The organism is Corallococcus llansteffanensis (assembly GCF_003612055.1).
GTDB lineage: Bacteria > Myxococcota > Myxococcia > Myxococcales > Myxococcaceae > Corallococcus > Corallococcus llansteffanensis.
Window position 1 is genome coordinate 41,574 of sequence record NZ_RAWB01000001.1, and the last position, 12,198, is coordinate 53,771.

9 protein-coding genes are annotated in these 12,198 nt (G+C 69.2%); 2 read left to right on the plus strand and 7 right to left on the minus strand.

What is annotated here, in order from left to right:
* Positions 1–34 precede the first annotated feature (34 nt).
* The 7 genes from D7V93_RS00125 to D7V93_RS00150 all read right to left on the minus strand — a co-directional run bounded on the left by D7V93_RS00125 (position 35) and on the right by D7V93_RS00150 (position 10,220).
* Positions 35–1,750, minus strand: coding sequence for a tetratricopeptide repeat protein (locus D7V93_RS00125; protein ID WP_208722872.1), 1,716 nt, complete (start codon positions 1,748–1,750; stop codon positions 35–37).
* Positions 1,717–1,929 (minus strand): hypothetical protein, encoded by a 213-nt coding sequence (locus D7V93_RS47235; protein WP_208722873.1) that lies wholly within the window; start codon positions 1,927–1,929, stop codon positions 1,717–1,719. Before D7V93_RS47235 ends, D7V93_RS00125 begins: the two co-directional genes overlap by 34 nt.
* Before the next feature lie 34 nt (positions 1,930–1,963).
* On the minus strand, positions 1,964–2,605 hold the full coding sequence (gene cglE, locus D7V93_RS00130; RefSeq protein ID WP_120641367.1) for an adventurous gliding motility protein CglE: 642 nt from the start codon (positions 2,603–2,605) through the stop codon (positions 1,964–1,966).
* Positions 2,606–2,725: 120 nt separating this feature from the next.
* Positions 2,726–4,690 (minus strand): adventurous gliding motility protein GltG, encoded by a 1,965-nt coding sequence (gene gltG / locus D7V93_RS00135; RefSeq protein WP_120641368.1) that lies wholly within the window; start codon positions 4,688–4,690, stop codon positions 2,726–2,728.
* A gap of 79 nt (positions 4,691–4,769) precedes the next feature.
* Positions 4,770–5,042, minus strand: coding sequence for an adventurous gliding motility protein CglF (cglF, locus tag D7V93_RS00140; protein ID WP_120623408.1), 273 nt, complete (start codon positions 5,040–5,042; stop codon positions 4,770–4,772).
* 136 nt (positions 5,043–5,178) lie between these two features.
* Positions 5,179–6,630 carry an adventurous gliding motility TPR repeat lipoprotein GltE gene (gltE, locus tag D7V93_RS00145; protein WP_120641369.1) on the minus strand — a complete coding sequence of 484 codons (1,452 nt, stop codon included), beginning with the start codon at positions 6,628–6,630 and terminating at the stop codon, positions 5,179–5,181.
* Positions 6,630–10,220: a tetratricopeptide repeat protein gene (locus D7V93_RS00150; RefSeq protein WP_208722874.1), complete on the minus strand. Its 3,591-nt coding sequence runs from the start codon at positions 10,218–10,220 to the stop codon at positions 6,630–6,632. The genes gltE and D7V93_RS00150 overlap by 1 nt, the downstream gene beginning before the upstream one ends.
* Positions 10,221–10,524: 304 nt before the next feature.
* Here D7V93_RS00150 and D7V93_RS00155 point away from each other — a divergent pair, with 304 nt between their 5' ends.
* Positions 10,525–11,175, plus strand: a complete 651-nt coding sequence (locus tag D7V93_RS00155) for a hypothetical protein (protein WP_120641371.1) — start codon at positions 10,525–10,527, stop codon at positions 11,173–11,175.
* Between the two features lie 81 nt (positions 11,176–11,256).
* Positions 11,257–12,198 carry an ATP-binding protein gene (locus tag D7V93_RS00160; protein ID WP_120641372.1) on the plus strand — a complete coding sequence of 314 codons (942 nt, stop codon included), beginning with the start codon at positions 11,257–11,259 and terminating at the stop codon, positions 12,196–12,198.

The following is a 12,198-nucleotide window of genomic DNA, read 5'->3' on the forward strand; positions in this document are numbered from 1 at the left end:
GGGCAATCGCGCAAAACCCGTCAACCGATGGGAATTATTGGCTTTCTTGCTCGCCAGCCGAGGAAGCATTTTCCGCCGACGTCGCCGCGCCATCCGCGCCGTCCGCATCGTCACCGGCTTCCGACTTGTCGCCCGCCGCGCCCGGGGGAGGCGTGGCCGGAGCCTCGGGCAGGGCCTTCGCCCGCTCCAGGCCCGCGCTGTCGTTGAGCTGCGTGTACAGCGCGATGGCCTTCTCGCGCTGCTGCAGCTCTTCGGCGAACTGCGCGGCGCGGGGCAGGTCCCCGAGCTTCTCGTACAGCGGCAGGGCCTTGTCCTTGCGACCCGCCTGCGTCCACGTCTCCGCGGCGGCGGCCGTGTCGCCCAGCAGCTCCAGCCACCGGGCGCGGCCGGCGGGCTTCTGCTCCTGTTCGGCGCGGGCCAGCTCGCGCTGCGCGAGCTCCTTCGCCTCGTCCTCGAGGGTGAGCCGCTGCATGAAGTGGAACGCCTTGGGCGGCGGCAGGGGGCTCAGCACCTCCACCGCTTCACGCCGCTGGCCCACGGCCACCAGCAGGGTCGCCGCGCCCAGCCGGTCGCCACGCTCCACCAGGGCCTTCACCTCCAGGCCCCGGATGCGGTTGGCGCTCGGCAGGTCCCGGGCGCGCTCGTACGCCTTGCGCGCCAGGGTCAGCTTGTTGGCGCGCTCGTACGCGAGCGCCGCCTGGTCGAACTGGCGCGCGCGCTCGTACAGGCGGGCGACGTTCTCGAAGTCGGCCTTGGCGACGTAGTGCTCCATGAGGAGCTCGTACGCGCCCGCCTTCTCCAGCGTGGGGCCGATCTGATCCGGCGGCAGCGTGCCGACGAGGCGACGGGCCACGTCGTTGTCCTGCCCGGCCAGCGCCGTGCGCAGTGCGCTCTTCAGGTCCCCGCCCGCCTCGAACAGGCGGGTGGCGTCCGCGAAGCCGTTGTTGCGCTCGTGCAGCCGCGCGGCATCGCGCGTGCGGCCCATGCCCTCCAGCTGCGTCGCCTGCTCCTTCCAGTCGCCCGTCAGCTCCGGCATCGGCGCGCGCTCGGGGCGCTCACCGCGGGGCGGACGCTCGGCGCGCTCCGGACGGTCGGCCCGGGGCGGACGCTCGCGCCGCTCACCGGCGGCACCGCGCTCCGGACGGTCCCCACGAGGAGGACGCTCGGAACGCTCCCGGCGCTCGCCAGGGCCACCGCGCTCGGGACGCTCGGACCGCTCGCGCGGCGCCTCGCTCCGGGCAGGCGCCTCGGGCTCCGGGGTCGGCTCGCGACCGCTGAGCGTGAAGGCCGCCTGGGAGCGCTCGCGATCCCCCGCGGCGCGCCAGACGCGACCCACCAGCGTCATCACGTCCAGCCAGGCCGCGTGCTTCGCCTTCGCGGGATCCTCGGCCGGAGCCGCGGGAGCCGCCTCGGCGGGCGTGGCACCCTCGGCCGGAGCAGCGCCCTCGCCTTCCGCGGCCGGAGCCTCGGAGGGAGCAGCGGCCTCGGCACCTTCCGTCGACGCGGACGCTTCCGGAGCCTCGGCGCCCGCTTCCGGCAGGGCCGGCTTGGGCTGACGCTGCACGCGCAGGAGCGTGGTGATGAGGCGCCCTCGCGTGTTGAGGTCCAGGTCGTCCAGCGACTTGAGGTTCATGGGCCGCAGCGAGCGGACGATGGCCTCCAGCGGACCCTTCTCCGCCGCGAAATCGTTCTTGGAGAGCGCCTTCTCCAGGACGCTCAGCTCGGCGATGACGCGCTGGCCCGGACCCACCGGACCGGCATCACGGTCGCGGCCACGGCCTTCGCCCCGCCCGCGCCCTTCACCGCCACGGCCACCGCCTGGACCACCTGGACCGCCACCACGACCGCCGAATCCACCCGGCCCGTCACGGCGAGGCCCCTGACCCGGCGCGCCCCCACCCGGACCGCGTCCACCCGGACGCGATCCACCGCTTCCATTCTCCTGAGCCACGTGAATCTCCCGCTAGAACGCGTAGCGAATGTTGGGCGCGACCGCGAACCCGAAGGCGCCCTTGGAGGCGAGGTAGTTCCCCGTGACCTCCAGCCCCACCGAGAAGTGGCGCAGCCGCGTGTAGTACTCCACTCCGGGCCCGGCAAACACAAGAATGTCGGAATCCGGGAGGAGCTTCTTGGGAGAGAACATCGCGTAGCCCACGCCGGCGCGGGCGTAGATCCACGTGCGCTTGACCTCCTGGCTGTCCGCGAAGCCCACCAGGCGGGCGCGCAGCACCGCGCCCGGCGTCATCATGGAGAAGTCACCGGAGGCCGCGCCCTGCGAGTCGCCGACGTACTCGGACCCCGCGCGGTTCACCGAGCCCATGAAGAAGACGCCCAGCGACAGGCGCTCCCCCAGGTCGATTCCCAGCTCCACCTGGGCGAACTGTCCGGACGAGAAGGGCCGGGGGCCCGACGCCGCGGGAGGGTTGGCGATCCACGAGGGGCCGCCGTACACCGCGAAGTACACACCGCGCTCGACCTCGTCGAAGGTCACCGCGGGCCGATCCTGCATCGCAGGGGACCCGGCACTGGGAGTCTCCTGCGCACCCGACACCCCGGGAAGGAGGAAGGAAGCGCACAGGACGAGAGGAGCAAGGACTTTCTGCATGGAAGGCAGCCTGGGGGGGCAGGACTCCCGCGGGGACGGGAGGAGGAAGTGAAGAAGCGGGCAGCCCTGTCGCCAGGGCCGCCCGCGCGGAACACGGATGATTCGAGCTGCGAGTCTAGGCTAGTCGCCGGCCTGCTTGAAGATGAACGGGTAGGTGACGATCACGGAGCCGCCACCCTTGGGCTCCGGGAACTTCCAGGTGCGCACGCGGCCCGCGACGCAGGTCTCCAGGTCCGAGTTGCCCGCCGTGGACTGCGCGACGTTGGACGTGGCCACCGAGCCCGTGGCGCTGATGATGAACTTCACGGACACCTTGCCGCCCAGCTTGGGGAAGCGGTTGAGCAGGCTCTCGTAGCAGTAGCGGATCTGCCCGCGGTTGCGCTGGATGACCTGGCGGATGAGCTCCTTGTCCAGCGAGCCCATGACCTCCGGGTCCGAAGACGTGATGCCCACGTCCACGCTCTGCTTGCCGCCGAGCGTGCCCACGCCGGTGCCGTAGCTGCCGCTGCCGCCGCCACGACCCTTGGTGCCGATGCCGCCGATGCCGATGCTGTCACCGGTGCCGCCGCCACCGCCGCCGCTGCCGCGCAGACCCAGGCCGCCGAAGCCGCCCGCGTCGCCCGCCTTGGCGCCGAACATGTTGCCCATGGCGCTCTTGAGCTCACCGCCCAGGCCGGACTTGCCGAAGATGGTGGAGATGCCGCCCTTGCCACCGCCGAAGATCTTCGCGGTGAGGGCGCGCGCCTCGTCCTTCTTGTTCGGGTCGCCCTTGGGCGCGGTGCGGTTGTTGGCCTTGGGCGCGTCCTTCTTGCCCATCTGGCCTTCGTCGCCGCGCGACTTCTGGGCCATCTCGCCCGACTTCTTCTCCTTCTGCTGGTTGAGCTTCTCCAGGAACTTGTTCTTCTGGGTCTCCGGAGGCTTGATGATCAGCTTCGCGATGCGCGCGTCATTGCCCGCGAGCTCGTCCGCGTACTCGTCCCCTTCCCCGCTGCTGTTCATCGAGTGGATGACGAACGCGGTGGCGATGAAGAACATCACCAGGAAGATGTTGAGCGCCGTGTAGTCGACGTTCTCGCCCACCGGCACGACCACGCGCTTGGGCACCGGCTGGAACTGCGCCTCCAGCGTGACGCCGCCCAGGTCCACCCAGAAGAAGTCGTCCGCCTCCAGGGTCACCGCGTAGGACTCGCCCTCGTTGGACGCCTTGCCCGACTCGATGACGGCTTCCAGGTCCAGCGTCTGGCCCTTGCGGGTGAGCTCGCCCTTCATCTTGCGCGCGAAGCGCACGGAGAAGGACTGGCCGTCGGTGCGCAGCACCTCGAAGGACGGGCCGCCCAGCTTGGCGTCGCCCATCACGAAGTCCACGCCCTTGGCGGAGCCGACCGTGAAGCCCTTCTTCTGGCCCGGGGGCACGAAGAACTCGCCCACGCGCTGATCACCCCAGAGCAGGCGCAGCGACACGCCCTGCGGCCCGTTGGACTTGGTGCGGCGCACGGTGCGGACGCGCGGCGCCTCCTCGTCCTCGGAAGGGGCCTCCGGCGCCTGCTCGGCGGCGGGGACCACGGCGTGCTTCTGCGTGGGCGCGACCGACGCATCCATCGCGGCGGGGGCCGGAGGACGCGGCGCGGCGACGGGCGCCGTCACGGGGGCGACAGCGACCGGGGCGGCCACGGCCTGCGCGATGGCGGCGGCGGAAGCGCCGGCCACGGGGGCCACGATGGTGTTCTTGTCGGTGGGCGCATCCGCCTGCGCGACGGCGGCGGCCAGGTTCACCGCGGCGACGGCGGCCGGGTTCTCCAGGCGGATGGTGGTGCCGCCCACGCGGACCTCGTCACCGAAGGAGACCTGCCCCTTGTTGACGCGCTTGCCGTTGACGTAGGTGCCTTCGACGCTGCCCATGTCGATGATGGACATGGAGCCGTCGCCCGCGACCTCGATGACGGAGTGGATGCGGCTGACCTTGTCGTCCTCCAGGCACAGGTGCGCGGAAGACAGACGACCAATCTTGATGATGTCGCGCTCGTAGTCCTTGGAGGCGACCAGCGTGTCGCCCTTGAAGACCTTGAGTGTCAGAGGTACGGCCATGAAGGGGGGCTCCCGGTTCGCTTACGCGCTCGTTGGACAACAGGGCTGGCGGAAGGTTCCCGCCGCAATTCGTGAGGATTTACAGCTCACCCACGGACTGCATGACCTTGTCCTCGAAGTCCTCGCGGATGCGGATGAGGTTCGAGTGCTTCACCGACTTGCGCGCCTCGACGTACTCGCCATCCGGCTTCGTGAGGTCACCCTCGATGGTGTCGTCCTCGAAGTCGACGTTGGTCGTCTTCTGCATCCGGGCACCACCGCCCTCGCCACCGCCCTGCGCCTTGCCGCCCTCGTCCTGGGCGAAGGCGGGAGCCACCGACAGCGTCACGCACAGCATCAGCCACTTCCGCATCCTGCCTCCACGTGGGGCCCCTTCCCGGGCCCACTCGTTTCGCACGGCAACCCCCGCGACATGCCGGGGGCTCATGAGGTTCGCATCATCCCGAGTGACACCGCCAGCGTGAAGCCACTGGCGGGCTTCTCCCACATCACAGCAGGTCGTCGGCGGGCTCGTCCGCGTCCGCCGGGGCTGCATTCTTCTGGGCGGGCGCGGCCGGAGGACCGCCCGCCGGAGTGGCCGCGGCCGGCTGCGCGCCGGTGGCGGCGGCCGGAGTGGCCTTGGGGGCGGTGCCGTCGCCGGACACGGGCGTCGCGGCGGTGTTGGGCGCGGGGGGCTGCTGGCCCTTCTGCTTCGCCTCCTCGGCCTTCATCGCGGCCTGCTGCTGGACCTGGAGCGCCTCCATCTGCTTGGCCTGCTCCTCGGCGGCCTTCGCCTCGCGCTTGGCCTGCACGATGCTCTCCGCTTCGCGCATCAGGCCGAAGACGGGGGACTCGGCGTTGAGCGCGACCTCGCCGCCCGCGAGGGCGACGTACTTGCGGTACAGCTCCACCGCGCGCTCCGGGGCGTCCTTCACCTTGTGCAGGATGATGCCGCGGTTGAGGTAGGTGGCGCCCAGCTCCGGGTTGAGCTTCTCCGCCTCGTCGTACTCCTGCATGGCCTTGTCGTACTGGCCCTGGCCCTTGAGCGCGATGCCCAGGTCCACGTGCGCGGCGGCGTTCTTGCCATCCGACTGCAGGATGCGGCGCAGGTGCTCCTCCGCGCCGGGGAAGTCCTCGGCGTCCAGCGCCAGCTGCGCCAGCGCCACGTGCGACGGCACGTAGTCCGCCTTCGCCTCCAGCGCGCTCTTGAACTGCAGGCGCGCGCCCGCGGTGTCCCCTTCCTTCTGGAGGATGAGGCCCACGGCGTGGTGCAGCTCCGGATCCGTGGCGTCCAGCTTCACCGCGCGCAGCGCGACGAGCTTCGCCATGGCCAGCTGCTTGCGCTCCAGGTAGCTGCGGATCATCACCTTCAGGGCGTTGGTGTTCTGCGGGTCGCGCATGAGCGCGGCGCGCGACAGCTCCATCGCCTTGTCGTGGTCATTGTTCTGCCGGTAGATCTCCGCCAGGCGGGCGCGCGAGCCGGCGTCGTCCGGGTAGCGGGCGAGCACGTCCTGGTAGAGCGCCACCGCGCCGGCCACGTCGCCGGAGTTCTGGCGCATGATGGCCAGGTTGTCCGACGCCTGCCGGAGCGACGGCTTCTTGGTGAGCGCCGCCTGGTAGTGGGCGCGCGCCTCGTCGGGCTTGCCCATGCGCTCGGCGATGACGCCCAGGTTGTACTCGGCCTCCGCGAGGTTCTGATCCGCCTCCGCGGCGGCCTTGAACTTGCGCTCGAGCGACGGGTAGTCGAACGCCTTGGCCTTCTTCTGCGCGTCGAAGGACTTCACCGCGTCGTCGAACAGCAGCATGGCGCGGTTGGAGATGGCCACCGGCCCGGTGGGCGCGACGGTCGCCGGCTTCGTGGCCGCGGGCTTGGCCGCGGTCTGCGACGAGGTGCAGCCGACGGCGCTGAGCGCCAGCGTGGCGAGGAGGAGGGCGGGACGGAACGGGTGCGTGCGGTTCATTAGAGGAAGTCCTCCGGCTCCTGATCATCAACGGTCTTCTTGGGCGCGCTGCCGTCCTTGGAGGCAGCGGGCTTGGCGATCTCGGACTCGGTCTGCTGGCGGAGCTGATCCGTCAGCGTCGACAGGTCCTCGTTGAGCGCCTCGCTCTTGGCCAGCTTCTCCTGCTCAGGCTTCGCCGTGGGGGGCGGGATGTCCTGTACGGCGGCCAGCAGGTCACCGCCCAGCACCAGCTCCTTGCCCTTCAGCGCGAGCTTCTCCTCCAGCACCTCCGGGTACCGGTCCGGGGCGTAGGTGGCGCGGAGGATCTTCAGGCTGCCCGCGGCGCACTCGTTGAACACGCCCAGCTCGCGGCTCTTGGCGACCGCGCCGGAGAAGGCCTCCGTGGCCTTGTCCTTGAGCGGCTGCGCCTGGTTGGTGAACTCGTCGCGCAGCGCCTGCTGCGACTCTTCATCCAGGCCGCGCGGCATGGGCGCGTTCACCACGAGCTCCGCCATGTGGTCGTACGCCATGCCAATGCGCTGCAGCGCGCAGATGGCCGGCTCCGGGGCGCCCAGGGCCACCGTCTGCACGTACTTCTTCTGGACGACCTCCAGCGCGCGGCCCTTGTCGGCCAGCGAGCCCTTGAAGCGCTCCGGCGACGGCGGCACGCCCCAGTACAGCTTCAGGCGCTTGAACTCGACCCAGTCCGGCTCGATGGCGAGCAGGCTGGCCTGCGCGGCGGCGGCCAGCGCGGGCTTCTCCAGCGCCGTCTGCGCGCGGCGCGGGAGCTGGTCGAAGTACTCGTAGATGCGCTTGTTCATGCGCGTCACGTCGCGCGTCTTCTTCATCTTCTCGTAGATGGCGACGATGCGGCCTTCAGCGTTGAGGAACTTGCTCGACGAGCGCTGGTTGTCACGCTCGTACTCCTCCAGCAGCTTGATGGCCTTCATGGTCGCGCCCTGCTTCACGTGCAGGTCCACGATGGAGAGGAACACGCCTTCGGCGTCCTTCGACTTCGGCCACAGCTCCAGGTAGTGCTCGCGGTTCTTCAGCGCGGCCTTCAGCTGGCCCAGGCCCTCGCGGTAGGTGGACGCGTTGAACAGGGCGATCTGCGCCTTGGACTCGTCCCACTTCTGCACCACCGCGGGCTTCGCGGGGGCGTCGTCGTTGGAGGCCTTCGCGCGGGCCTTCGCCTTGGCCTTCGCGCGGGCCTTCGCCGCAGGAGCGCCGCCCTTCTCGCTCAGGTTGCGCTCGTAGCCGCGCACGTAGAGCTCGTAGGTGGTCGCCGCGTCCTCGAAGTCACCGATGGCCTCCAGCGCCTCCGCGTTCGCGTAGATGGAGTCCGGGACGTACTTGGACCGCGGGTACTCCGCGAACAGGCGCTTGCGGACCTCGATGGCCTTGTCCAGGCTCTTCGCCTTGTAATAGTCGACGGACGCGTTGTAGAGCGCCAGGTCCGCGATCTCCGTCTGCGGGAAGTCGTGGACGAAGTTCAGGTACGCCTCGGCCGCCTTGGAGAACTCCTTCTTCTCCTCCAGTTGGCTGACCAGCTTGAACGACGACTGTTCAATCAGCTTCGCCAGGTCGTCGCGGAACTTGCCCACCGCGAGCTTGTCGTTCGCGTAGAAGCGGCGCGCCCACTCGTTCACCTTCGCGAAGTCCTGCAGCAGGTTGTACGAGTCGAGGATGAGGTTGGCGGCGATCTCACCCGCGCGCTGGCCGTCCTCGAACTTGTACTCGGGGTAGCCCAGCGCGATCTCGCTGAAGCGCAGCACCGCTTCGTCGAAGTGGTTGTGGCGGTAGTAGATGTTGGCCGCCTTGAAGGCGATCTCCACGCGCTTGTCGCCCTTGGGGACGTACTTCAGGTAGCGCTCGCACGCATCCAGCAGCGACTTCTTCAGCGTGGGGATGGCGATCTTCTTGGTGATGTCGGAGCCGGCCGACTCGCTCTTGGCCTCGCCGCGCGCTTCGGCCGCCTTGACGACTTCGTCATAGGCGAGCACCGCGTTGTAGGAGGCGTTGGACAGCCACTTGCCCGGCTTGCCCGGCTTGGGCTTGCCCTTGTCGTCCTTGGCCTCCAGCACCTTGGCGTCCTGGAGGACGACGAGGGTGTAGTTGGCGGCGGCCTTGTCGAAGTTCTGCAGGTTGTCGTTGAGGAGCTCCGCCCAGAAGAAGCGCAGGTCGTACGCCTTGGGGTTCTCCGGGAAGAGCGTGAGGTAGTCGCTGTACACGGCGTCCGCGTACTTGAAGGTCTCCTCGTTGCGCGTCTTCTTGCCCTCGTTGTGCCAGGTGACGGCGAGGTTGGAGAGTGTGCGCTCGGACAGCTCCTTCGCCTCCGCGAGCGCCTTCTTGTCCTTGTCGTCCTTGATGACGCCAGAGGACTCCACGTCCTTCATGATCTTCACGAGCCGGCGCACCTGGGCCACGGTGCGCTCCTTGTTGCCCATGCGAAGGATGCAGTCGACGATCTTCCCCTGGAAGCCGGGCGCCTCCGGCGACAGCGGCTTCTCCTTGATCAGGGCGTTGTACGTGATGGCCGCTTCGCGGTCCTTGCCGTCGCCGTAGTACAGGTTCGCGAGCTGCTTCATCATCGCGAAGCGGTCTTCCGGGTTGGTGGCGACCTTGCCGAAGTCCGCGCGGGCCTGCGTCACGTCACCCTCGCGGGCGAAGGAGCGCACGTAGTCGGCGCGGGCTTCGCGCACGAGCGAACCCTTCGCCTTGGCCTTGCCGTCCTTCTCCACCGCGGCGGCGCCGGCCAGCTCGCCGTAGAGGACGACGGTCTTGTACTTGTCCTTCGCGGACTCGTACTCGCCCATGTTGAAGTAGCACCAGCCCTGCTTGTAGAGGGCGAAGGCGTAGACCTGGTTCTCCGGGAACTCGGCGGCCTTCTTGTAGGCGGCGAGCGCCTTCTCCAGCTCCGGGCGCTTGCCCTTGGAGTTGTTGAAGTAATACTCGCCGAAGGCGAAGTACGCGTCCGGGATGTACTTGGACTGCGGGTACTTCTCGATGAGGCGCTTGAACGCGACGAGCGCCTTCTTGTCCTGGCCGTCCTCCATCAGGTACTGGCCGAGGAAGAAGAGCACTTCGTCCGTGCGCTCGAACTTCGGGTACTCCTGGACGATCTTCGTGTACTGCTCGACGGCGTACTTGCCGTTCTCCTTCACCTTCGCCATCAACTCCGCCTTCTCCGCCTTGGCCTTCTGCTGGCCCGCGGCGTCGTTGCGGTTCATGGCGACGATGAGCTCGTCGTCCTTGCGGTTGGCTTCGAAGAAGAAGAACTTCGACTCCTCCCAGTAGAGCTCACCCAGGCGGAACAGCAGGCTGGGGGCCTCCTTCTGGTCGGGCGACAGGGAGATGATCTTGCGCAGCGATTCGATCTGCTCGCGGCGCTTGGAGGCGACCTGCACCTCCACGCCCAGGCGGAACTGATCATATTGCAGCGCGGGAGCGGCCTGCTGGGCTTCCTTCGGGCGCGTGATGTCGCCAGCGAGGGACTTGTCCACGGTGGTGGTGGACTTCTTGCCCAGATCAGCGTCGCGCAGTGCTTTCTTCTCCTGGGCCGAAGCCATGGAAGTCAGGAGAACGAGGCAAACGAGTAGCGAGCGGCGCATGGTCTTCCTAGGAGCGAGGGACCGGCATTCCCGATGGCCTGCCTGCTTGGCAAGTGTCCGGGAATCTTCGGGAATTTCCATGAGGGGACTCGCACTATGCGCGGTTTCCGCAAGGCGGGTCAACTTGGACGGACGGACGTTTGGTCCGTTGAATAGCAGGCGAGAAAACTTCAAATTCATTGTGCTCGGGGGGCAGCCAGCCAGGTCTTGAAGAGTGGCCGGAAGGTTGCGATGTCGGACCCAGGGGGTATGGACAGCGGACGGTCGAACGACTGGCCGCCCTGCCTGGAGCCGTTCGCGGATCATGAGCCTTCTGCCGGAGAGCGCCAGCTTTGAAGAGCTGGTGCAGGACTACTTCCTCGCGGTGCGTGGCGCGGGGCTGATGTTGTCCGCGTTGGATACCGAGCTGGTGACGGCGTGGGCGCAGGAGGGGGTTCCCTTCGAGGTGGTGGCGCGCGGCATCTCCCGCTCGGCGGAGAAGGCGCTGTGGGACGCGCGGCCCGGGGAGCCGGTGCTGCGCTCGCTGCGCGCGTGCCGGCGCCAGGTGGAGACGGAGATCCGCAAGTACCGCGATCTGTCCGCGGGCCAGGGGGAGGAGGCCCTCCCCGCCGCGAAGAAGCGGCCGGCGCGCTCGTGGGAGGAGGTGCGCCATGCACGGCTGTGCGCGGCGCTCCGGGCCCTGACGGAGCGTGAGGCCGCGCTCGCGCCCCGGGTGCACCGGCTGCTGGACACGGTGCTCGCGTGCGTGCCCCGGGAGCCCGCGGCGATGGATCAGCAGGAGGCGTGGGCGCTGCTGGCGCTCTTGCGCGCCCTGCCCTTCTCCGAGCGGCGCACGGTGTGGCGCGACGCGCGCACGGGAGAGCAGCAGCTCATGACGGCCCGGGCGCGGCGGGTGTCCCGGCGCTTCCGGTTGCAGGCCGCGGTGCGGCGGCGGCTGGACATGAAGGAGACCTGAGGGGTTGGGCCCGCGCCGCACGCCTGAACGGAAGCTCAGTGGGCTGACGGGCAGGGTCGGCGGTGGTATGGCTGGGCCCAGATGGCTGCCAAGGCGAACGGCGAGGCTTGCGGGGAGTGCAGCGGGCGGACGTACCTCATCGAGCGGCGCGGTGAGCTCGCGTCGGCGCGGGTGTGTCCCTGCTCGGAGAACTGCCCGGTGTGCGGCGGGCGTGGGCACATCCTCGTGGAGAAGGAAGGCACCTTCAGCAAGAAGGTGGGCGCGCGGACCTACGAGGTGCTGCAGCCGTGCATGTGCACGCTCCGGCGCAAGCGGGTGGCGCTCTACAACGACGTGCAGATGCCGGGCGTCATGGCGCACGCGTCGTTCGACAACTACCGCCCCTTCAACGAGGCACAGGACCGGGGCCGGGGCGTGGCGATGCACTTCGCCCACCAGTACGTGAAGGCCGCCACCAACAAGGGCTACGTGCTGAGCGGCCCGGTGGGCACGGGCAAGACGCACCTGCTGGCGGCGACGCTCGCGCACCTGGTGCTGGAGATGGGCGTGCGGGCCCGGTACGTGGAGATCTCCCTGCTGTACGCGACCATCCGGCGCGGGTTCCAGGACGGCAAGAGCGGCGGGGAGATCATCGGGCCGCTGTCGGAGGTGGAGGTGCTGGCCATCGACGAGCTGGGCAAGGGCCGCGGCAGCCCCTTCGAGATGGAGACGCTCGATGAGCTGATTGCCCGCCGCTACAACGCGGGCCGCACCACGCTGTTCGCGACGAACTACTCGCTGGAGCCGGAGCGCAAGAACGCGCGCACCACCGCGCCCACGGGCTACCGCGCGACGGACGACGCGCGCACGGCGATGAAGGACGCGGAGCTGCTGCGCGAGCGCGTGGGCGAGCGCATCTACAGCCGGCTGTGTGAGATGTGCAGCTTCGTGGAGCTGCCGCGCGACACCCCGGACCGGCGGCGCACGCGGCAGGAGATGGACGCGCCCCCGCCGATGGGTGGGATGCGCAACCCCGGGCGCTGA

Excerpts from the sequence above, each read along its gene's own strand:
- cglE (WP_120641367.1), bottom strand. The coding sequence starts at position 2,605 with ATGCAGAAAGTCCTTGCTCCTCTCGTCCTGTGCGCTTCCTTCCTCCTT.
- gltG (WP_120641368.1), bottom strand. The coding sequence starts at position 4,690 with ATGGCCGTACCTCTGACACTCAAGGTCTTCAAGGGCGACACGCTGGTC.
- cglF (WP_120623408.1), bottom strand. The coding sequence starts at position 5,042 with ATGCGGAAGTGGCTGATGCTGTGCGTGACGCTGTCGGTGGCTCCCGCC.
- gltE (WP_120641369.1), bottom strand. The coding sequence starts at position 6,630 with ATGAACCGCACGCACCCGTTCCGTCCCGCCCTCCTCCTCGCCACGCTG.
- D7V93_RS00150 (WP_208722874.1), bottom strand. The coding sequence starts at position 10,220 with ATGCGCCGCTCGCTACTCGTTTGCCTCGTTCTCCTGACTTCCATGGCT.
- D7V93_RS00155 (WP_120641371.1), top strand. The coding sequence starts at position 10,525 with ATGAGCCTTCTGCCGGAGAGCGCCAGCTTTGAAGAGCTGGTGCAGGAC.
- D7V93_RS00160 (WP_120641372.1), top strand. The coding sequence starts at position 11,257 with ATGGCTGCCAAGGCGAACGGCGAGGCTTGCGGGGAGTGCAGCGGGCGG.